The organism is Geobacillus vulcani PSS1, from assembly GCF_000733845.1.
GTDB classification, from domain to species: Bacteria; Bacillota; Bacilli; order Bacillales; family Anoxybacillaceae; genus Geobacillus; species Geobacillus vulcani.
The window spans coordinates 2,622,079-2,642,368 of the sequence record NZ_JPOI01000001.1 but is presented as its reverse complement, the minus strand read 5'-3'; the positions used below and the strand labels follow the sequence as shown (position 1 = coordinate 2,642,368).

At 56.3% G+C, this 20,290-nt stretch carries 19 protein-coding genes, 1 tRNA gene, 1 pseudogene and 1 riboswitch; of the genes and pseudogenes, 3 read left to right on the top strand and 18 right to left on the bottom strand.

Annotated elements, in window-relative coordinates; genetic code table 11:
- From cobM to N685_RS0114055, 12 genes are all read right to left on the bottom strand, one after another.
- Positions 1-774 (bottom strand): precorrin-4 C(11)-methyltransferase, encoded by a 774-nt coding sequence (gene cobM / locus N685_RS0114110; protein WP_031409378.1) that lies wholly within the window; start codon positions 772-774, stop codon positions 1-3.
- Positions 771-1,472 carry a precorrin-2 C(20)-methyltransferase gene (gene cobI / locus N685_RS0114105; RefSeq protein WP_031409376.1) on the bottom strand — a complete coding sequence of 234 codons (702 nt, stop codon included), beginning with the start codon at positions 1,470-1,472 and terminating at the stop codon, positions 771-773. Before cobI ends, cobM begins: the two co-directional genes overlap by 4 nt.
- Positions 1,469-2,674 carry a bifunctional cobalt-precorrin-7 (C(5))-methyltransferase/cobalt-precorrin-6B (C(15))-methyltransferase gene (locus N685_RS0114100; RefSeq protein WP_031409374.1) on the bottom strand — a complete coding sequence of 402 codons (1,206 nt, stop codon included), beginning with the start codon at positions 2,672-2,674 and terminating at the stop codon, positions 1,469-1,471. Before N685_RS0114100 ends, cobI begins: the two co-directional genes overlap by 4 nt.
- Entirely contained in the window at positions 2,640-3,758 is a 1,119-nt protein-coding gene (locus N685_RS0114095) for a cobalt-precorrin-5B (C(1))-methyltransferase (protein ID WP_031410596.1), read from the bottom strand. Before N685_RS0114095 ends, N685_RS0114100 begins: the two co-directional genes overlap by 35 nt.
- 6 nt (positions 3,759-3,764) lie before the next feature.
- Positions 3,765-4,412 carry a precorrin-8X methylmutase gene (locus tag N685_RS0114090; protein WP_031409372.1) on the bottom strand — a complete coding sequence of 216 codons (648 nt, stop codon included), beginning with the start codon at positions 4,410-4,412 and terminating at the stop codon, positions 3,765-3,767.
- A gap of 61 nt (positions 4,413-4,473) precedes the next feature.
- Positions 4,474-5,250, bottom strand: coding sequence for a precorrin-6A reductase (cobK, locus tag N685_RS0114085; RefSeq protein WP_031409370.1), 777 nt, complete (start codon positions 5,248-5,250; stop codon positions 4,474-4,476).
- Between the two features lie 15 nt (positions 5,251-5,265).
- Positions 5,266-6,102: a sirohydrochlorin chelatase gene (locus tag N685_RS0114080; protein ID WP_031409368.1), complete on the bottom strand. Its 837-nt coding sequence runs from the start codon at positions 6,100-6,102 to the stop codon at positions 5,266-5,268.
- 38 nt (positions 6,103-6,140) lie between these two features.
- A complete protein-coding gene (gene cobJ, locus N685_RS0114075; RefSeq protein WP_031409366.1) occupies positions 6,141-7,937 on the bottom strand; it encodes a precorrin-3B C(17)-methyltransferase in 1,797 nt (598 codons plus the stop codon).
- Position 7,938: 1 nt separating this feature from the next.
- A complete protein-coding gene (locus N685_RS0114070) occupies positions 7,939-8,646 on the bottom strand; it encodes a HoxN/HupN/NixA family nickel/cobalt transporter (RefSeq protein ID WP_237746911.1) in 708 nt (235 codons plus the stop codon).
- A 2-nt stretch (positions 8,647-8,648) separates the two neighbouring features.
- A complete protein-coding gene (locus N685_RS0114065; protein WP_031409362.1) occupies positions 8,649-9,023 on the bottom strand; it encodes a (2Fe-2S) ferredoxin domain-containing protein in 375 nt (124 codons plus the stop codon).
- A gap of 184 nt (positions 9,024-9,207) precedes the next feature.
- Positions 9,208-9,401: riboswitch (cobalamin riboswitch) on the bottom strand.
- A gap of 59 nt (positions 9,402-9,460) precedes the next feature.
- A complete protein-coding gene (gene rraA / locus N685_RS0114060; RefSeq protein ID WP_031409360.1) occupies positions 9,461-9,946 on the bottom strand; it encodes a ribonuclease E activity regulator RraA in 486 nt (161 codons plus the stop codon).
- Positions 9,947-10,188: 242 nt separating this feature from the next.
- Positions 10,189-10,260, bottom strand: a tRNA-Gln gene (locus N685_RS0114055).
- Between the two features lie 174 nt (positions 10,261-10,434).
- Here N685_RS0114055 and N685_RS0114045 point away from each other — a divergent pair.
- Positions 10,435-11,316, top strand: coding sequence for a glycerophosphodiester phosphodiesterase family protein (locus N685_RS0114045; protein WP_031409358.1), 882 nt, complete (start codon positions 10,435-10,437; stop codon positions 11,314-11,316).
- Positions 11,317-11,434: 118 nt separating this feature from the next.
- Complete coding sequence (locus N685_RS0114040) at positions 11,435-11,878, top strand: GNAT family N-acetyltransferase (protein ID WP_031409356.1); 444 nt, start codon at positions 11,435-11,437, stop codon at positions 11,876-11,878.
- A 76-nt stretch (positions 11,879-11,954) separates the two neighbouring features.
- Here N685_RS0114040 and N685_RS0114035 read toward each other — a convergent pair whose 3' ends face one another.
- Both N685_RS0114035 and N685_RS0114030 read right to left on the bottom strand, forming a co-directional pair.
- A complete protein-coding gene (locus N685_RS0114035) occupies positions 11,955-14,111 on the bottom strand; it encodes a DNA topoisomerase III (RefSeq protein ID WP_031409354.1) in 2,157 nt (718 codons plus the stop codon).
- Between the two features lie 12 nt (positions 14,112-14,123).
- On the bottom strand, positions 14,124-15,014 hold the full coding sequence (locus N685_RS0114030; RefSeq protein WP_031409352.1) for an aldo/keto reductase: 891 nt from the start codon (positions 15,012-15,014) through the stop codon (positions 14,124-14,126).
- An 87-nt stretch (positions 15,015-15,101) separates the two neighbouring features.
- Between N685_RS0114030 and pepF the strand changes: the two genes are divergently transcribed.
- Positions 15,102-16,952, top strand: coding sequence for an oligoendopeptidase F (pepF, locus tag N685_RS0114025; RefSeq protein WP_031409351.1), 1,851 nt, complete (start codon positions 15,102-15,104; stop codon positions 16,950-16,952).
- A gap of 171 nt (positions 16,953-17,123) precedes the next feature.
- On the opposite strand, the gene N685_RS0114020 is transcribed toward pepF, so the two are convergent.
- From N685_RS0114020 to N685_RS0114010, 4 genes and pseudogenes are all read right to left on the bottom strand, one after another.
- The gene (locus N685_RS0114020) at positions 17,124-18,593 is read right to left on the bottom strand and encodes a nicotinate phosphoribosyltransferase (protein WP_031409349.1); all 1,470 of its coding nucleotides are present in this window, start codon (positions 18,591-18,593) and stop codon (positions 17,124-17,126) included.
- 80 nt (positions 18,594-18,673) lie between these two features.
- A pseudogene (locus tag N685_RS19900) lies at positions 18,674-18,784 on the bottom strand (isochorismatase); the annotation flags it as partial.
- Between the two features lie 424 nt (positions 18,785-19,208).
- Positions 19,209-19,958 carry a membrane protein insertase YidC gene (yidC, locus tag N685_RS0114015; protein ID WP_031409347.1) on the bottom strand — a complete coding sequence of 250 codons (750 nt, stop codon included), beginning with the start codon at positions 19,956-19,958 and terminating at the stop codon, positions 19,209-19,211.
- 31 nt (positions 19,959-19,989) lie between these two features.
- Positions 19,990-20,268, bottom strand: coding sequence for a hypothetical protein (locus tag N685_RS0114010; RefSeq protein WP_031409345.1), 279 nt, complete (start codon positions 20,266-20,268; stop codon positions 19,990-19,992).
- Positions 20,269-20,290: the final 22 nt, after the last annotated feature.

Here is a 20,290-nt window from a genome sequence, read left to right as displayed (position 1 = left end):
TTACTTCTCCCCCTTCCGGTATCCATGCGTAAACGTGCGGTCGTATAGCTTCGAACGGTAGCCGCGCTCATGAACATGAGGATCGAGCGCCCAACCGGCCAACATGATGGCGTGTTTCGTCACGCCATGGCGCCGCATATCGTCAGCCATGGCGGCAACGGTAGAGCGAATCACCATCTCATCCGGCCACGTCGCCTTATAGACGATCACGACGGGCGTCTCACCGCTCCAGCCCGCTTCAAGGAGCGCCGCTCTTACTTTTTTTGCCAACGTTGCGCTTAAAAAGAGGACAAGGGTGCAATGATGTTTGGCCAGTTCTTGCAATTTCTCGCGCGGCGGCATCGGCGTCCGCCCCTCAGCGCGGGTGAAAATGACGGTTTGCGTCAATTCCGGGACGGTGAGCTCCGACTGCACAGCTGCCGCGGCGGCAAACGCCGAACTGACGCCGGGGACGATTTCCACTTCCATTCCTTCTTCTTTCAACAAAGCGATTTGCTCAAGCGTTGCCCCGTAAATCGATGGATCACCGGTATGGACACGCACGACAAGCCGGCCTTGTTTCGCTTGTTCCACCATCGCCGCGACCATTTCTTCTAAATGCATGCCGGCGGTATGAAAAACGTCAGCATCCGGCTTCCGGTAGCGTTCAATCAATTCCTCGCTCACCAACGAATCGGTGTAAAAAATGGCATCCGCCGCAGCCAAAAGCTCGGCGCCGCGGACGGTGATCAAGTCCGGCGCTCCCGGCCCCGCCCCTACGATATACAGCTTCACTTTCTCACCACCATCAATGTCAAATATTCCAGCGTCGCGCCGTCCAATTCCTCAACGTTCCACACCACTTCCTCGCCGGACGTCACCTTCGTGATGACGGCGGCGCGCTGAAGCAAATCGAGCTCGCGCAGCAAGTCGATCAGGAGATCGATCACTTTCGCCACCTTAAAAAAAACGACGCAATCGTGTCGAAGAAGGGCGGCTTTCATCGCCTCATAATCATCGCGCGCCGGCACGATCGCCACGGTTTCATCCCCATCCGCCAACGGCAGACGCAGCCGAGCGGCAGCTGCGTTCGCCGAACTGACGCCGGGGATGACTTCAATCGGCGCTTCTGGATAACGCTGTGCCATCACGCGCATCAAATGGATGAACGTGCTGTACAGCAGCGGATCGCCTTCGGTCACAAACGCCACATCGCGCCCGGCCGACAATTCCGCCCAGATGGCATCCGCCGCCTCGTTCCACTTCGGCTCAAGCACAGCTGGGTCTTTTGTCATCGGAAAATGCAAGCCGAGACGCCGCTTTTCATCCGGAGCAAAATAGGCGTCAACAATTTGTTCCGCGTAACTTTTGCTTTGCCGTCCCTTTTTCGGATACGCGATGACGTCCGCTTCTTTCAGGCGGCGATACGCCTTCACCGTCATGAGCTCAGGATCGCCCGGGCCGACGCCAACGCCGTACAACGTGCCGGTCATTCGTCTCCCTCCCGCTTGGCTGTTATGATATACACCGGATTGAGCGCCTCAAAACGCGTCAACTCTAAAATCGGCTTGCTTCGCGACACTTGCGCAAGCGTGATGTCAACATGAAACCCACGGCTGCGCAGTTCGCGGCTCGCTTCGGCAAGCGTCTCAACCGTCGCCGCGTTGATCACGATGCGCCCGTTTTTCTTCAACCGTTTCGCACAGACGTCCAACAGCGGCGCCATCGCCCCTGACGTGCCGCCGATAAAGATGGCATCCGGGTCAGCAAACTCATCAAGCCGATCAGGGGCCTTGCCGTGCACAAGCGTGATGTCAACGCGGAATTTGCGCAAGTTTTGCCGGCAAATCTCCACATCGTGTTCATTTTTTTCAATCGCAAACACTGCCCCGTCGCGGGCGATTTTCGCCGCTTCAATGGCCACCGAACCGGTGCACGTGCCGATATCCCAGACGACGCTGTCCGGGCGCAAGCGCAAAGCACTCAAGCTGAGCACGCGCACTTCTTTTTTCGTAATCAACCCTTTGTCTGGTTTGCGCTGAAAAAACTCGTCATCCTCAATGCCGAGCGGCCAAGAAGGACTGGGCGCCGTCCTCCGCAGCACGACTATATTTAATGGAAGAAACTCGGCTTCCACCATTTCCTCTAGCTTGAAAAACCGGCAACGCTCATTCGGTCCGCCGAGCTCCTCGCCGACAAACGCCTCATACTCCGTCATGCCGTATTCAAGCAAGTAGCGGGCGATCACAGCCGGCGAATTGGTCTCATCGGTTAAAATGGCCACTTTGCGCTGTCCATCAATGCGTTGGGCGAGTCCAGTCAACGGCCGGCCGTGCACACTGATGAACGCGGCATCCTGCCATGATTCCCCCATTTTGGCAAACGCCCATTGCACCGAGCTGACGGCCGGATACACGTCAATCGGCAGCTTGCCGGCCAAATAGCTGCCGATTCCATAAAAGAGCGGATCACCGGAAGCTAACACAACCGTCCGGCGCGTCTCATGACGGAGTCGCTCGACGAGCTCGCTCAGCCCGCTGCGAATCACGATCGTTTCTCCTTGATATGCCGGAAACATCGCCAGCTGCCGTTCGCCACCGACGAGCAGCTCGCTTTCCATGATCCAGCGCTGATATAGATCGGGAAGGCTCACTGGCCCGTCAGCTCCCACTCCGATCAACTTCATCGTCGCCATCCAACAGCACCGCCTTTCCTAATCGTTGTCCGTTCATCGTGTAAATGGACGCAGCCACCGTCAGACCACCTCCGACTTCGTTGAGCGCCGCCTGGCAGCACGCCGCGCACAACAACTCGAAAAACTTCGTGCAACCGGCTTCTTGCATCATGTCGCCGACTTGCGCCGCCGTATTCGCCCCTCGCACGGCGTCAACCAGCTCCTCGGAAGCCCCGGCTTGTCGAGCGAGCGCTGCCAAAAAACCGAAGTCAACCGGAGCACTTTTCGAGTGCACCATCATCACCCCTTGGGCGACTTTCGAAAATTTTCCCATCATCCCAACCATCGACACCGTCCTAATGCCAAGACGTTTGCATTGTTTGAGCGTAAAACCGACAAAGTCGCCCATTTCAATAAACGCTTCTTCCGGCAAATGGGGATATTCTTGCATGGCGTATTTCTCGCTCCGCCCCCCGGTCGTAATGACGACATGGCGACAGCCGTTCGCCTTCGCCACTTGAAGCGCCTGCACGATGCTCGCCCGATAAGCGGCAGTGGAAAACGGAACGACGATGCCGCGCGTCCCTAAAATCGAAATGCCGCCGATGATCCCAAGACGAGCATTCAACGTTTTTTTCGCAATCTCTTCGCCGCCCGGCACGGAAATGACAACGTTCACCCCGCGGTCGATGCCGTGTTGCTTGAGCACTTCGTTGACGGCTTCATGAATCATTTTGCGCGGCACGGGATTGATCGCCGCTTCCCCGACCGGCACCGGCAAGCCGGGTTTGGTGACGCGCCCGACCCCTTCACCGCCATCGATATGAACGCCCGGCGACGAAGTCCACGAAACAGTGGAAACGATGAGCGCGCCATGCGTCGCATCCGGATCATCGCCGCCGTCTTTCACAACGGCCGCCGTCGCCGTTTCACCATTGAACGAACAAGAGGCAAGCGAAAAGGTCACCACCCGCCCGATCGGCAGACGGATCGTCGCCTCCGTCTGGGCCTCGCCCGTGATAAGCGCCTTGAGCGCGGCCTTCGTGGCGGCTGTTGCGCACGATCCGGTCGTATACCCTTCACGCAGTGTTTTTTTTGTTTCCATCGTGCGTCACGCTCGCTCGGCCAGCAGCGATAAAGCGTTCAAGGCGGCGACGGTCACCGTGCTTCCTCCTTTGCGACCGCGGTTGGTGATAAACGGCACATCGAGCTTCGCCAATTCTTCTTTCGATTCCGCCGCCGAAACGAATCCGACCGGCAAGCCGATTACCAATCCGGGCCGCGCCTCTCCTTCTTTGATGAGGCGAATGAGCTCCAACAGCGCGGTCGGCGCGTTGCCGATGGCAAAAATGCCGCCTTCCGCTTCTTTCACCGCTTTGCGCATGGCGATGATCGCCCTTGTCGTATTGAGCCGCTTCGCTTCGGCGATGACGTCTTCATCGGAAATATACACGCGCACCGAACTCCCGAATTTCGCAAGGCGCGCTTGATTAACGCCAGCTTGCACCATCTGCACATCGGCGACGACGGGCTTGCCTTGGCGAATGGCGTCAATGCCTGAACGAATGGCATCCGGATGGAAAAGGAGGCTTTTTCCCAGCTCAAAATCAGCTGAGGCATGGATGACGCGCTGAACGATTCGGTATTGTTCTTCCGTAAACGAATGCTCGCCGATCTCTTCGTCAATGATTTGAAAGCTGCGCGCTTCAATTTGTTCCGGCTGCACCGTCGCCGGACGAAATGTGGTATGGAATTCCATTCCAATTTTCTCCTTTCTTCCTTATGATCGCTTGCATGAGCGGCCGCTAGAAGCCCTTTCTTCACACGGTTGGAAGCGGCGCGTGCTGCTTCAACGCCTCGAGCACGCCGGCAAAATCGTGGTGTACGATGCCGTATGGCAACCGCGGACGGCGGATGACGATGACCTCGATGCCGAGCTCCTCCGCGGCGGCGATTTTCTCATCGACAAACCCGACTTTGCCGCTTTCTTTCGTGACGACGACCGTGACACCGAAATGGCGGTAGAGCGCCCGATCGAGCTCTTTTGTAAACGGCCCTTGCATCATGACGATCTGCTCTTGGGAAAACCCGAGCCGCTCGCATTTGTCGAGATTGTCTTTTCGCGGCAGCATCCGCGCGATCACCTTGACGTTCGGCCGCCCGATGAGCCTCGCGGCAAAAATGTCGAGCGTTTTGCTGCCGGTCGTCAACATCACGACGCCGCCTTTTTCCGCCGCCAAGTCAGCCGCTTCTTCATAGCTGTCGACAAATGTCACCTTCTCGGATGAAAACGAGGACGCCTGCCGTTCGTAGCGGATGTACGGCAATCCGGCAGCGGCCGCCGCTTGCATGGCGTTTTTCGACGCTTCTTCGGCAAACGGATGGCTCGCATCCACGATCGCTTTGGCCCCCTCAGCTTGGGCCAGCTCGGCAAGCTGGGACGCATCCAAGCGGCCGACATGGGCGCGAATGCCAGCCGACCGGAGCTGTTCGGCCGCGTGGTCGGTGACGACCGTCGCAACGACATCATAGCCGGCATGCCGAATCATCACCGCCAATTCGCGGGCATCGCTTGTTCCGGCTAACATCAAAATCATCGACGCTTTCCCCCTTTAATGATGGTGATGGTGGTGATGGTGGTGATGATGGTGAGCGGCGTGCAGCCGATATTGGCAGACATCGCAATTCATCGCCACCGCTTGGCCGAGCACCTCGTTGAGGCGGTCAAGCACGATCGCCTCCAGCTTCGGATGAAAGCCGAAATAGCCGGCAAGCGCAAATGAGATATGCGAGTGCTCAGCTTGGTATTGCGCCACTTGCCGCTCGAGCCGCTTGATGAGCACGCCGGTGAACAAAAAATACGGCAAGATGACGATCCGTTTCGCTCCAAGAGCCAAACAGCGGCGGACGGCATCATCGAGCGACGGGGTGGTCACGCCCATAAACGCCGGCTCAATGAGCGCATAATCGGTCTGTTCCCAAAACAAGCGCGCGATTTTATACAAATCGCTGTTTGCATCCGGGTCACTTCCGCCGCGGCCGAGCAAAATGACCGCCGTTCCGTCGTCCGGCTGCTCCGGCCGTTCGCCGATTTCTTGCAATCGTTCGCGCAAAATCACAAACGTCTGCTCATGAACGCCGATGGGGCGGCCGTAGCGGAACACCATATGCGGGTAGCGTGCTTTCGCCTCGTCGATTTCCGCCGGGATATGCAGCTTCGAATGACCAGCCGGCAATAAAATGAGCGGAAGAACCGCCACTTCCGTTGCCCCAGCTTCCGCGCAGCGTTCGATGCCTTCGCCGATCGACGGACGGCCAAATTCAAGGAAGCACGTTTCGACATGAAAGGAAGCGGCAAGGCGCGGCCGCAGCCGCTCAACAAACTGCACCACTTGCTCGTTCCCTTCCGGGTCGCGGCTTCCATGGCCGACAAACAAAATAGCTCTCATGTTCGTTCTCCTCTCTTTCGTGTCGCTCAATCTGACGGTTACTCGCCGCATGCCGGCGTTTCGATCATCGTCGCCGTCTTGGCCTCTTCGTGCGAAAAGCGGCCGATTTGTTTCACACGGGCAAAAAATTTATGAAATCGTTCATTCGGATGGGCGTGTTCTTTGTACTGCTCAATGATGTCCGTCACAACCGCCACCATCTCCTCCGGAGGAATGCCTTCCGCAACGAGCTGGCCGGGATGGGCGTTGCGGCCGACCGTTTTTCCACCCAAAAACAAATCAAATTTCCCTTTCCGATACACAAGCCCGATGTCTTCGCGCACCGCGCCATAGCACGCCATCCCGCAGCCGTTGATGCCGAGCTTCAACTCTTTCGGCAACGCCATGCCGCCCAATCGCCGCGCCAATTCCTCCGCGTACGGAATGGCGTCTTTTTTCTCCCCGTCGCAAAAATCACATGCCTTCACCGTCAGCACATCACCGATCGGCATGACCATCAGTCCGGCGGCCTCGAGCCGGGCGATCAGTCCATCCGGATCTTCCGTCACCCGTTCGATTTTCATATAATGATCGGGTGTGTAGGTCATTTTTCCATCCGGCCCTACCACTTCCGCGAGCACCATGAGCTGTTCCGGAGTGAACTGTTTATTGGCCACGCCCGGACTCACGGCGGCTTCGAACAGCACGGGGGCTGTCTGTCTTGTTTTCCGTCTCTCTAAAGCGGCGAGCGCGTCTTCGGCTGTTTCTTTCACCCGTTTTGACGCGGCGGCCGGCTGCCGTTCTGCTGTGTTGGCGAGCGATGTGGAAAAATTCGAAAAAACGGAAGCCGGCGGCGTTGGCTCGGCCTCCTTCGCGACCGTGGCAACAGCCGAGGGGCGAACCGCGGTGGCCCAGGTGGTGAAAGCACGATCCTCCTGACTGCCCCCGGCGAGGACAGCCTCCTTGGACGACGCTGATGCCCTCGGCGCCTCCGTGCTTCCTTCGTCCTCATCTTTCAGCGGTCTCGTCTGGTCAAGCGCCCACGGCTCCGCTTCTTTGCGCAGCCGCTCATGCGGCTTGAGCGGCTGGACGGCCGCGGTTAGTTGATACTTGCGCTGGTAGCCGCGCGGCGTGATCATGAGCCCATCGTGAACGAATGTCGTCGAATTGCCGATAATGACCGTCGTCAACATGCCGATTTCATGGTCAAGCATATGCGCCAAGTCGGTGAGGACGATCTGCTGCCGCTCACGGTACGCGCTTTTCACTAGTCCGACTGGTGTCGTCGGCGCCCGGTGGCGGAGCAGGATGCGCTGCGCTTCCACAATCTGCCTAGTGCGCCGCCCGCTTTTCGGGTTGTAAAGCGCGATGACAAAATCGGCCGCCGCCGCGGCTTCGAGCCGCTTTTCAATCATCTCCCACGGCGTCAAATGGTCGCTCAAGCTGATCGTGCATGCATCGTGCATAATCGGCGCCCCAAGCAAAGCGGCGCACGAGTGAATGGCGGAAATGCCCGGGATGACTTCCACTTGAATCGGATCGTCTTTCGTCCAGCCTTTTTCAATCAGCACTTCGTAGACGAGCCCGGCCATGCCGTACAGCCCGGCGTCACCGCTGGAAATGACGGCGACCGTTTTGCCGCGCTCCGCCCATTTCACCGCCGCTTGAGCGCGGCTCACCTCTTCGGTCATGCCGGTGCTGATGATTTCCTTGCCAACAATCAAGTCGCGCACCAGTTCGATGTACGTTTTATAGCCGATGATGACGTCGCTTTCTTCAATCGCTTCGCGGGCCCGCTTCGTCATATGGTCAACACTGCCTGGGCCGAAGCCGACAATGAGCAGTTTGCCGCTCACTTTACAGCCCCCCTCTCCATATCTCGATTATCATCGACATCCCTAACCATATGCTGTAAATCCCTGTGACCGCACCAAGGACATAAAACAGCCGTTCCCGTTGTTTTGCTTTCCAAAATCCCCATGATAATCCAGCCGCTGTGGCCATCGTCGCCATGAGCAGGCCGGCGACAAACAGCCCAAGCTGAAGGGCAGCGGCGCTCACATGCACTTTTCCGGCTGCGCGGGTGATAATGGCTAGCTGGGTCGGGCTTTCGACGCCAATGCCATGAATGATGCCGATGATCAAGGCGCCAGCCCAACCAACATGCGAAAAAGGACGGCAACTGCCCCTTTCTCTCCCTCCCCGCAACCATCGAGTAACCGTATAGCCGAACTCATAAAGGAGCTGAAACCGGCTTTTCACCTCACCCCGCCGAAAAAGAGAAAAAAGCATCATCCCGCCAAGCAGCACAAGCGTACCACCAACTAAGAGCTCAATGGCGGCGGCTGACGACTCGGGAAGCCGAGCACCAACTACGAGTGCCGCCATCCCCATGACAAACACGATCGCTCCGTGTCCAATAGCGTACATGATTCCGAGTGCCAACTGCTGTCTTCGCCGCGACTCGCTTCCGACCATATCCGCAATGGCCGCAACATGGTCGCTGTCCATCCCATGACGCATGCCGAGAAATATCGCTAACATTGCATAACTCGCCCATTCCATCATTACATCCTCCTCTTTTGAATGCCAATAACCGACTCCGTCCCGTCAAGACGGGCCAACCCGTCTTCACAATATTCATACGTCGCCCATGTACGAAGCAGCTCGCCGCTTTGCAAATGGCGATGGATGACCTCTTTTGCCTTCTCCGGCGTCATCTGCCGGTACCAGATGCCGTCCGGGTAGACGATCATCACGCACGCGTCCTGGCAGCGGCCGTTGCAGCGCGTTCGTGTCGTATGAACGAGGTCATCCAGCCCGAGGCGGGTGATCTCTTCACGGACCGCCAACGTGACGTCATCCCCGCCATGACGGAGGCACGTCCCCCCGTTGCAAATGAACACATGGTGTTTCATCCCTGTTAAGTCCCACGTCGCCATCGAATCCCCCCTTTTGGCTAGAATGATAGAATTCAGATGCAGACAGACGGGCAGGTTTCAGGCAAAAGAAAAAGCACCTCTACAGCAGAGGTGCAGAAAAATGTATACAAAAGTCATAAACGACCCAAACAGGCCTTATGCAGCCATCATTCTCCCGCACGTCTGCCTATAGTCCCGTAGGCATCCGTCCGATCCAAACAAGGCAGGTCTCCTGACTTAGGATCATCGCTTGGCGGCGTCTTCCCGAAGCATCCTTCAGTGACTTGCTGCCGCAAAGCTCCCCATCACAGTGGCGGGCACCGTGCCGGATTTTCACCGGGCTTCCCTTTTCACCCAAGCCCCTAAGCAGGCTTAGGCACCTTGTTTGTTCTTCGCCATATCTACACTGTCATGGAACAAGCATCCGTTTTCATCGTAGTACAACCTAGGGGCGTCCGTCAACCATTTTTGACTGACAAATCTTCGCGCGCGACGACAACGCCGTCCGCATCGGCGTACACGTATGCGCCCGGCTCCCAGCGCACGCCGCCAAACTCGAGCACAACGTCGCGGGCGCCTTTTCCTTCTTTTTTGCTTTTCACGGGACATGTGCCGATCGCCATTACTCCAATCGGCATGGCGCCAATTTCCGCTGAATCGCGGATGCAGCCGTGGATGATGACGCCAGCAAGCCCCCTCTCGCAAGCGATTTGCGCCAGCCGGTCGCCTAATAGCGCGGCGCGGCGCGACCCTTTTCCGTCAATGACAAGCACCGTCCCCGCTGGAACGGTCTCGAGCGCTTCCCGGACAAGCACGTTGTCCTCAAACACGTCGACCGTCGCAATCGGCCCGGAAAACATCTGTTTTCCGCCATATGATTGGAACGGCACCTCGCATACTTGCAGCTCGTCTAAAAATTCATCGCATAAATCGGCTGTTTTCATTGTCGCTCTCCCCTTTCCCTTTTTGCATTCGCCGCCATTCGCCAAAGTCCTGCCGACTACGCTTTTTTTTGCGGCGCTGTTTATATTCGAAAATCGGATGTGGAGTCTTGCTAAACAACCGGACGTTGAAAGTATTTGCTCGTTCCCGCTGTCCGGCGAACGAAAAAACGGCCCCGCACGACATGGCGGAAGCCGTTTCTGCCTGCCGGCTACGTGGCGAATGCCGCCCCATCCGGCCTCAGCTGGGCTAGCTGGATTCGAACGAGCGCATCACGGAGTCAAAGTCCGTTGCCTTGCCGCTTGGCTATAGCCCAACGTTGATTGCCATTTATAGTATGGAGCACCAATCGGCTCTTTATGCGCAAAAAACGAATATCATTTTTCTGCATGCGGCAAAATACAGATGCATTTTCCGCACGTTTTAACCAACTCTTTGCAACTGCCGCATCCGGGCATTATGATGCAAAACAGAAAGGGGGGGAACGACGTTGCGCCGAATCGCCGCCCTCCGCCAATGGCCTCATGTGTTGTTGTTATTGTGCCTGCCGCTCGGCCTCGCCGCATCAACCGCTGCACAGCCGTCCGTCGCGCCGAAACCGATCATCATCGCTCACCGCGGCGCATCCGGACACGCGCCGGAGCATACGCTCACGTCCTACCGCCTCGCCGCCCGCATGCAGGCGGACTATATCGAAGTCGATGTGCGGGCAACCCGAGACGGGAAGCTCGTTGCTTTGCATGATGCCACACTCGTCCGGACGACAAACGCCGAAACGGTCTATCCGCGCCGATCGCCATGGCAGGTCAGCGATTTTTCAATTCGTGAGCTCAAAAAGTTGGATGCTGGGGCGTGGTTTGCTCCGCGCTTTGCCGGCGAGCGCGTCCCGACGCTTGATGAGGTCATTCAGATGTTGAAAGCGGAGCGTGTGGAAGCCCCGTTGTACATCGAAACGAAACAGCCCGGCATCGAAAAGGCCGTCGCGCACCTGCTGCAAAGCCATCACATGTTGCGCCCCGACCGCGTCATGTTTCAATCGTTTTCCCCAAAAAGCCTCGAGGCGCTGCGCCGGCTCATTCCGCGCGGCATTCCGCTCATTCAATTGATCGACGGAAGAGAAGCGCAACATTGGAACGATCAACGGCTGAGACAAATCGCCTCCTACGCCGATGGCATCGGCTTGCCGCTTTCGGCCGTCACCAAAGAGCGAGTGCGCGCCGCCCATCGCCGCGGGCTCATCGTCCACGTCTATACCGTCAATGCGCCGCACGATCTGGCGCGCCTATGCGCCATGGGCGTGGACGGGATCTTTACCGACTATCCCGACCGCCCAGCTCGCATCGCTGCTTGCCGCCGGCCGCCCGACTATTGACTAGCCTTCAGGGAGACGGCCGGGATTTTAGTTTACATAATATTATTATTGTTTAAAAACGAAATCGTTTCCATCTGATCCGATTCGGTGTATCATTTATGAAAAAGGAGGCCGGATCATGTGGACGATCATCGACTACCAAAACGGACCGTTTACCGTGACAACGGACCGCCGTCGCGTGCAGCTTGAGCGCGTATACGGCTTTCTCGCTCGCTCGTATTGGGCGAATGAGCGCAGCCGGGAAACGATCGTCAAATCGCTCGACCATTCGCTTTGCTTTTCTCTTTTTCATGAAGAGGCACAAATCGGCATGGCGCGCGTCATCACCGATGGGGCGACATTCGCCTATCTCTGCGACGTGTTCATCGATGAAGCATACCGCGGGCATGGGCTCGGGAAATGGCTGTTGTCATGCGTGCTCGCCCATCCTGATGTCGCCGCGGTCCGCAAGGTGATGCTCGCGACCAAAGACGCGCACGGATTGTATGAGCGGTTCGGTTTTGCCGCGCCAAGCGAGCCGGAGCGGCTGATGGAACGGATTCAAGAGCCGCAAACGGAGTAACCGGCAAAAAAGGCGGGACGCCATCGGTCCGCCCTTGCACCAAGCGCCCCGCCCCCTACTTCCTCTATTGCCTTCATCACCGCTTCGGAAACTGAAACGACAATTTCTTCTCGTTTTCATTCCACACAAGGACAGCGTCAAACGTTTTTCCGCCTTTTTTGAATCCTTTAATGACATTGGTTTTTCCTTTTGCCAGCAGCTTTTTCACATTGGCCGCCGAAATCGATTTGCCGAGAATGCGTTTGGCGATCGTAAACGAGCATTTTGTTTTCGCGTACTGGTCGCAGCCGTACAACGTTCCTTTGTCGATGACGGTCCCTCCGCAAAGCGGGCACGGCCCGAGCTTCTCACCGATCGTTTTTTTCGTTCTCGTCCGCTGGATCGAGGCGGTGTCGACCCCGTTGAAATTCCAAGCTGGGGCGGCGGCGATGGCGTCAGCGACCACTTTTTGCGCCAGCTTTTTCACCTGTTCCATAAACGCGGCGGGCGAGGCCGCTCCTTCACCGATTTCGCTTAGGCGCTGCTCCCATTTCGCTGTCATTTCCGGCGAGGCGAGAATCGTGCCGCCAAGCGCCTCGATCAATACTTTCGCCTTGTCCGTCGGATAGACGAGGTTATTTTTTACTTCAATGTATTTCCGTTCCTTCAGCATCGTAATGATCGCCGCCCTTGTCGCTTCCGTGCCGAGCCCTTCCGTTTTGGCGAGCACTTTTTCCAGCTCCTCATCGTCCAAAAATGTTCCCGCCGTTTTCATCAAGGTGATGAGTTCGCCTTCCGTATACCGTTTCGGCGGCTCGGTTTTCCCTTCTTTCACCTTGACAGCGGCCGCCTCTCCCGCTTCGCCCCGCTCGAGCGGGGGCAGCACCGCGTCTTTCTCCTCCTCATGCGGACGGATGACGGTGCGCCACCCCTCCTCAACGACCTTCCTTCCTTTGGAAACGAAGCGAGCCCGACCGTCAACCAACGTCGTGACGGTCGTATAATCCATGACCGCCGCCTGGTGGTGGGCGGCGATCAAGCGGCGGACGACTAAATCGTACACGTTCCGCTCGTCGGCCGACAGCTTCTCCGGGTCAACGACCTGTTCCGTCGGGATGATCGCGTAGTGGTCGGTCACTTTTTTCTCGTTTACATAACGTTTATTCTGTAAAATCGACGGCCGCGGCAGCGGAAAATACGAAGCGTACGCCGGAAACGACGACAGTTTTTGCAAAATGGCCGGGAACGTTTCCGCCTCTCCCCTAGTCACATGCATCGAATCCGAACGCGGGTACGAAACGATTCCTTTTTGATAGAGCGATTGCAGCACATCGAGCGTTTTTTTCGGCGAGAAGCGGTACAGCTTGTTCGCTGTCGCCTGCAGCGTCGATAGGTTGAACAACAGCGGCGGCTGATACGTTTTCCGCTCGGTGCGGACGTCGGCGACTTCCGCTCGTTTTCCTTGGCAAAAGGCCGCGATTTGTTTCGCCATCTCCTCGTCCTTGAGACGCGTTTGACCGTTTTCATTCGTCCATTTTCCTTCGTAGCGCTTGTCGCCGATGACAAACGAAGCGACGACTTCCCAAAACGGCTCCGAGCGGAACTGCTCGATTTCCCGCTCGCGCCGGACAATAAGAGCCAAGGTCGGCGTCTGCACGCGCCCGACGGAGAACACATCGTTCATCCCGCGCTCTTTCAGCAACAGGCTGTACACGCGCGAAGCGTTCATGCCGACGAGCCAATCCGCGCAGGCGCGGGCGTACGCTTCTTCATAGAGCGGACGCGTCGTTCGCTCGTCAAGCAAACGGCGAAACCCTTCTTCGATGGCCTTCGGGGTCAACGATGACAGCCAAAGCCGCCTGATCGGCTTGTTAACGCCGCTCAGGCGGATCACGTTGCGTACAATGAGCTCCCCCTCGCGCCCGGCGTCTCCCGCATGGATGATTTCCGTCACTTCCGGCTTCCGCAGCAACTCCTTAATCACTTGAAACTGTTTCGCCTTCGCTTTTTCGATCTCATACTCGAACCGTTCCGGGACGATCGGCAACGTGTTGAGCGTCCACCGTTTCCACTCCGGGCGGTACCGCTCGGGCGGGGCGAGCTGGAACAAATGCCCGATCGCCCATGTCATATACGCCCCATCCGGAAACAAGTCATTCGGCAAAATTTCGATATATCCTTGCCGTTTTTTCGTCTGAAAAATCGAGGCGAGCGTCGCCCCTTGGTCCGGTTTTTCCGCAATAATGACTTTCATCGGCTTCTCCCCTTATGGCACCTCATGCCCCATGGAGCTTTGCCAAATGGCGAACCATTGCTCGCGGGAAAGCGGCAAAGACAGCGCCCGCACCGCCCGCTCGATGCGTTCTCGTTTTCCCGATCCGACAATCGGCATCATCCGCGCTGGATGAACGAGAAGCCACGCATACAGCACTTCATCGATCGTCGCAGCGCCCGCTTCGCCCCGCACTTGTTCAAGCGTCCCGCGCAGACGCACCGCCCGGTCATCGTCAGCGGAAAAAATCGCTCCACCAGCGAGCGGCGACCACACCATCGGCGGAACCCGCTTTTCCAGACAAAGATCCACTGTGCCGTCTGCAAAATTTTCGAGCCGGTACGCCGATGCTTCGATTTGGTTGGTGACGAGAGGAAACGGCAAATACGACTGCAACAGTTCCCACTGCGAACGTTTAAAGTTCGAGACGCCGAAATAACGCACCTTTCCATCCTGTTTCAGCCGCAAAAACGCCTCGGCCACCTCTTCGGGGTTCATGAATGGATCGGGGCGGTGGATCAGCAGCACATCGATATAATCGGTGCGGAAATTCCGCAGCGACTGCTCGACCGAAGCGATGATATGATCTTTGCTTGTATCGTACGACTTCATTCCGTACTTCGATGGCAGCTTAATGCCGCATTTCGTCACGATCTCCATCTGGCCGCGCAAGCTTGGCTGTAACGCCAACGCCTCGCCAAAGCGCGATTCGCACGTGTAGTTGCCGTAAATATCGGCATGGTCAAACGTGGTGATGCCTCGCTCAAGGCAAAATTCGATGAGCCCGAGCAGCTGCTCGGCTGAATAGCCCCAGTCGGCAAACCGCCAACAGCCGTGAATCAGGCGAGAAAAAGTCAAATCGTCCGCTAAACGGATTCGTTCCATGGATCGTCTCCCTTTCTTTTTTTGGCTAAAATCGTTCTGCTTGCGCATACTACCAACAAGAGGAAAACAGGCAAAGGACGTGATCATATGAAGCGCTGGCTCCTTGGGCTCGCCGCCGGGCTTCTTTTGACCTCCCCATGGCCGACATCGGCCGCCGAAACCGCATACGAATGGAATGTAGCTGACATTTACCCATCCGAGCACGAGTGGATGCGCGACTATCAGGCGGTGCAAAACGCCTTGCCGAAACTGGCGGCGTTTGAAGGGAAGCTTGACGATGCCAAGACAATCGCCCAACTGTTCGCCCTCAACGAACAAACGGCCCGCAAGCTCGAAAAACTGTCGCTTTACGCCCATTTAAAACGCGACTTGAACATCGAAGACAAGACGGCCGCGCGGCTCGGGGCAAAAGTGGAAGCGCTCGCCGCCCACTATGCGGCGAAAACAGCGTTTATCGAGCCAGAACTGCTCGCCCTCCCAGAGCGAACGCTCAGGAAGCTGCAAAAAAGTGAACCGCTGAAGGCGTACCGCTATTACTTCCATGAGTTGCGCGAACAAAAACCGCATACGCTCACGAAACGCGAAGAGCAGCTGCTCGCGAAACTATCGCCGGCGCTCGGGGAAGCGGAGAACATTTATGACCACGCCGCCCGCGGCGATTATGAGCCGCCGTCTGTCAAGATGCCGAACGGAAAAACGGTGACGTTGACCGATGACCAATACGCCGCCATGCTTGAACACTCGGACCGCCGTTATCGAAAAGCGGCGTTTGAAGCCAAAGCCAAAAGCTATGAAGCCCTGGAACAAACCGCAGCCGCAACGCTGTATGCCTCGGTCAAAGCGGATGAATTGTATGCGAACGTGCGCCGCTATCCGTCCGGCCTCGCCGCCGCCCTTGCCGCCGATGACGTACCGAAGGAAGTGTTTGATCACTTGATCGCCGCCACCCGCCGTCACTTGCCGGCGCTTCACCGCTATGTCGAACTGCGGCGGCGCGCGCTCGGGCTGGACCGCGTCCATAGCTATGACTTGTACGTACCGCTTGTCAGTGAAACAATGAAGCCAATTCCTGTTGAAACGGCGAAGACGCTCATTGTCGAAGGGCTCAAGCCGCTCGGCGCCGACTATATTCGCCACGTGCACCGAGCGTTTCAAGAACGATGGTTGGACGTCTACCCGCGCCCGAAAAAATATACGGGCGGCTATAACACCGGAGCGTATGACACCCATCCGTTCATCTTGCTCAATTACAACGGTTCGCTTGACAGCGTGTTGACGATGGCCCACGAACTTGGACACGCCATGCATTCCGTGTACACGAACGAGGCGCAGCCGTACCATTATTCCGGCCATTCGATTTTCACCGCGGAAGTGGCATCAACGGCGAACGAATGGCTCATGCTCGATTATTTGTACAAACAGGCGAAAACAAAAGAAGAAAAACTCCGCCTGCTCATCGAACAAATCGAGCAAATTCGCGGCACATTGTACACGCAAGTGATGTATTCCGAATTTGAGCGAATGATTCACGACAAGGTGCGCCAAGGCGGCAGTCTCACAGCGGACGAATTGAACGATCTTTGGCTTGGCCTGCTCAAAACGTATTACGGCCCGGCGTACGCTGCCGATCCCGGCGCCGCGCGCGGCTGGCTGCGCATTCCGCATTTTTATGACGCCTTTTATGTATACAAATATGCCACTTCGCTCGCGGCCTCGCACGCCATTGTGCGCGCTATCAAAACCGATCAAAGCGGCGAAGCGGTAAAGCGGTACAAACAATTTTTGCGCGCCGGCGCATCCGATGACCCGATCCGTCTGCTTAAGCGGGCCGGAGTGGATATGACAAGCCCCGAACCGGTCGAGCGCGTCTTGCGCCACTTTACTGCTCTTGTCGATGAACTCGACAAACAGCTGGCAAGCAAACATTCCTCATCATGAACGAAAACGTGCCTCGCCTCGCCGCGGGACACGTTTTCCTTTGCCACCGCATCCGCCGCTCCACCAGCCGAGAACGAGGTGCAGCGAGACGCCTGGTGGGTTCACCATCCAATCGCCGCCTGTCGCGCGAGCGCCGATCCGCCTTTCGACTTGTCCGCGCCCGGCGGCCGGTTACTCTTTCGTCGACATGCGCGCGATCGTTTCTTTCACCTTGCGGATGTTTTCCATCTTATTGTCCCAGCACGCCTGGCTCAAATCGACCGGATATTGCTCGGGATTGAGCGTCCGTTTGTACTCCTCCCAAAACAAGCGCAAACTTTCTTTCGCATACGCCTGAATGTCCGGAAGCGGCGGCGACGTATACACAAGCCGTCCGTTATCAAAAATCGTCACATGCAAATCACGCGCTTCGAAATTGGTGACGAATTTGCTGATGAATGTATACACTGGATGAAACATTTTCAATCGTTCTTCTTGTTGCGGGTTTTCGCTCTCTAAGGCGATGTAGTCGCCTTCCGCTTTGTGGTTGATTTTGTTGACGATGCGGTACACCCGCTTCAACCCTGGGGTTGTCACTTTTTCCGGATTGCCGCTGATTTTGATCGTATCGACCATTTCTCCCTGTTCGTTTTCGATCGCCACCATTTTGTACACGGCACCAAGCGCTGGCTGATCGTACGCGGTAATGAGCTTTGTGCCGATCCCCCAGACATCGATTTTCGCCCCTTGCGATTTCAAGTTTAAAATCGTATCTTCGTCCAAATCGTTTGAGGCAAAAATTTTCGCATTCGGAAATCCGGCTTCATCGAGCATTTTCCGCGCTTCCTTCGACAAATAGGCCAAGTCGCCGCTGTCGATGCGGATGCCGATAAAGTTGATTTGGTCGCCCAACTCCTTGGCGACGCGAATGGCGTTTGGCACCCCCGACTTCAACGTATCATACGTATCGACAAGAAAGACACAATCTTTATGGCGGCGTGCATACTTCAAAAATGCGGTGTATTCATCCTGATACGCTTGAATCATCGAATGGGCGTGCGTTCCGGCGACCGGAATGCCAAACAGCTTCCCGGCGCGCACGTTCGATGTCGCCTCAATCCCGCCGATATACGCCGCGCGCGCGCCCCAAAGCGCCGCATCCATCTCCTGCGCCCGCCGGCTGCCGAACTCCAAAGCCGGCTCGTCTCCGAGAATATGCTTAATGCGCGACGCTTTCGTGGCGATGAGCGTCTGGAAATTGATGATGTTTAAAATAGCCGTTTCGATGAGCTGCGCCTCGGCGAGCGGCGCCTCAATGCGCATAATCGGTTCGTTGGCAAACACCACTTCCCCTTCGCGCATCGAACGGACCGTGCCGGTGAAGCGAAGCGTCCGCAAATAGTCTAAAAAGTCATCACGGTAGCCAAGTTCTTGGCGCAAATAGTCGATGTCGCTGTCAGAGAAGCGGAACTGTTGCAAAAACTGAATCACGCGCTCCAACCCAGCGAACACCGCATAGCCGTTGCCAAACGGCAGCTTGCGGAAAAACACCTCAAACACGGCGCGGCGCTCATGCATCCCGTCTTCCCAATACGTTTCGACCATATTGATTTGATATAAGTCCGTATGAAGCATCAGACTGTCGTCGGCATATTTTTTCATGAATTTGCAACCTCCAACAACGAATGACTGCGCCGCAGCAAAAGAGAACGTTCATCGTCTATTCTATCATGTTTTCTCCATTATTCCACTATTTCCGCGCCCAACGTATGGCGAAAATGGCGGAGCGCCCATTCGTGTCCCGCCGGGTCAAAACTCGCCACCGCCCGCTGGTGAACGACGATGCGAAACCCGTGTAGTCGATGATGATAAGTGCTCTCTCCATCAACATCCCTCCCGTGTATTTGTTTAACAAACGAGTTTAGGTTGTACATTGACGCTGCTATACTTTTACTCTACTCCAGCATGCAAAATCTGGGCAAGCAGAAGATGGCATAAACAAGCGAGCCCATGCGGCTAAACGGGCTTCCCTCACTTCATGGCTTTTTGTCCGAATCATCTTTGCAGCGATTTCTCATCGCATCACGATAAGGTCAGTGATTGAAAAGAACCGTCCGTTTCCTAGCCTCATTCTTGTAGCATCGGCGCTGCTTTGCCACGTTCACTCATCGATCAAGGAAACCGTTGATGTTCACCAACCTTTCTATGGCGAGAAACAAACATATCCCCTGCCTGCTTTTCTGTTTGGAAAGCAAACAGGGGATGTTGGCTAGTGTGCTAGCTGTTTTCCGCCGCTTTCGCCGCTTTCAGCTGACTGCGCAAAAGGAGCGACTGGATGATCGAGAAGCAGCCGCCGACGACCCAATAAAGCGACAGCGCCGATGGAACGGAGCTGGCGCCGATAAAGATCATCACCGGCATGATGTACGACATCATCGCCATTTGCGGCATTTGTTCTTCGGCCATGGATGGCGACAGGCGGAGTGAGATGAACGTCGTCAACGCCGCCAAAACCGGCAAAACGAAATACGGATCGCGATGGCCGAGCTCGACCCATAAGAACGAATGCGTTTTAATTTCCTGCGTCCGCGAAATCGCGTAATAGAGCGCCATAAAAATCGGCATTTGAATGAGCACCGGCAGGCAGCCGCTCGCCGGGTTGACGCCGTGCTTTTGATACAGCTGCATCATTTCTTGCTGGAGCTTGCGCTGCGTTTCCGGGTCTTTGCTTTTATACTTTTCTTGCAGCTTCAACAATTCCGGACGCAGTTTTTGCATGGCGAGTGATGCGCGGAACTGCTTCAAAATGAGCGGCAGCAAGCAAAACCGGACGATGAGCGTCAGCACGATAATGGCGATGCCGTAGTTGTCGCCAAACCAATGGCCAAGCGTCAACAAGAGCTTTGACATCGGGTAGACAAAATAATGGTCCCAAATGCCTTGACTATGTTCGTCGATCGGTTCGTTGCGGTTGCAGCCGGAAAGAAGCAACGCCGCGCCAAGCAGCACCAATACCCATTTTTTCATGAAAAGCCCTCCCTTATATCATGTTGCAAAATCATGCCGTTTCATCATAAAGGAAAGGCCTTCCATCCTCATCCGCACGGCTTGTTCGTTCTCGAATCGGGATTTTCCGCCGCTGCGGCAAAAACAGCGGGCGCGATGGAAGCACCGCTCGTTTGGCGCCTCCCTCTGCTTCATGCTCGCGAACCGCAGCCAATGCCGGCTCATAAAACAGCGAACCCGCCATTCGACGCGCGCCCATATGCCCTTTCATGATGATCCATAACGCGCCGACAAGCGACATATAGACAAGCAAATCGATCGGCGCTTCCATGCGTCCACCTCCTTTTCATCCG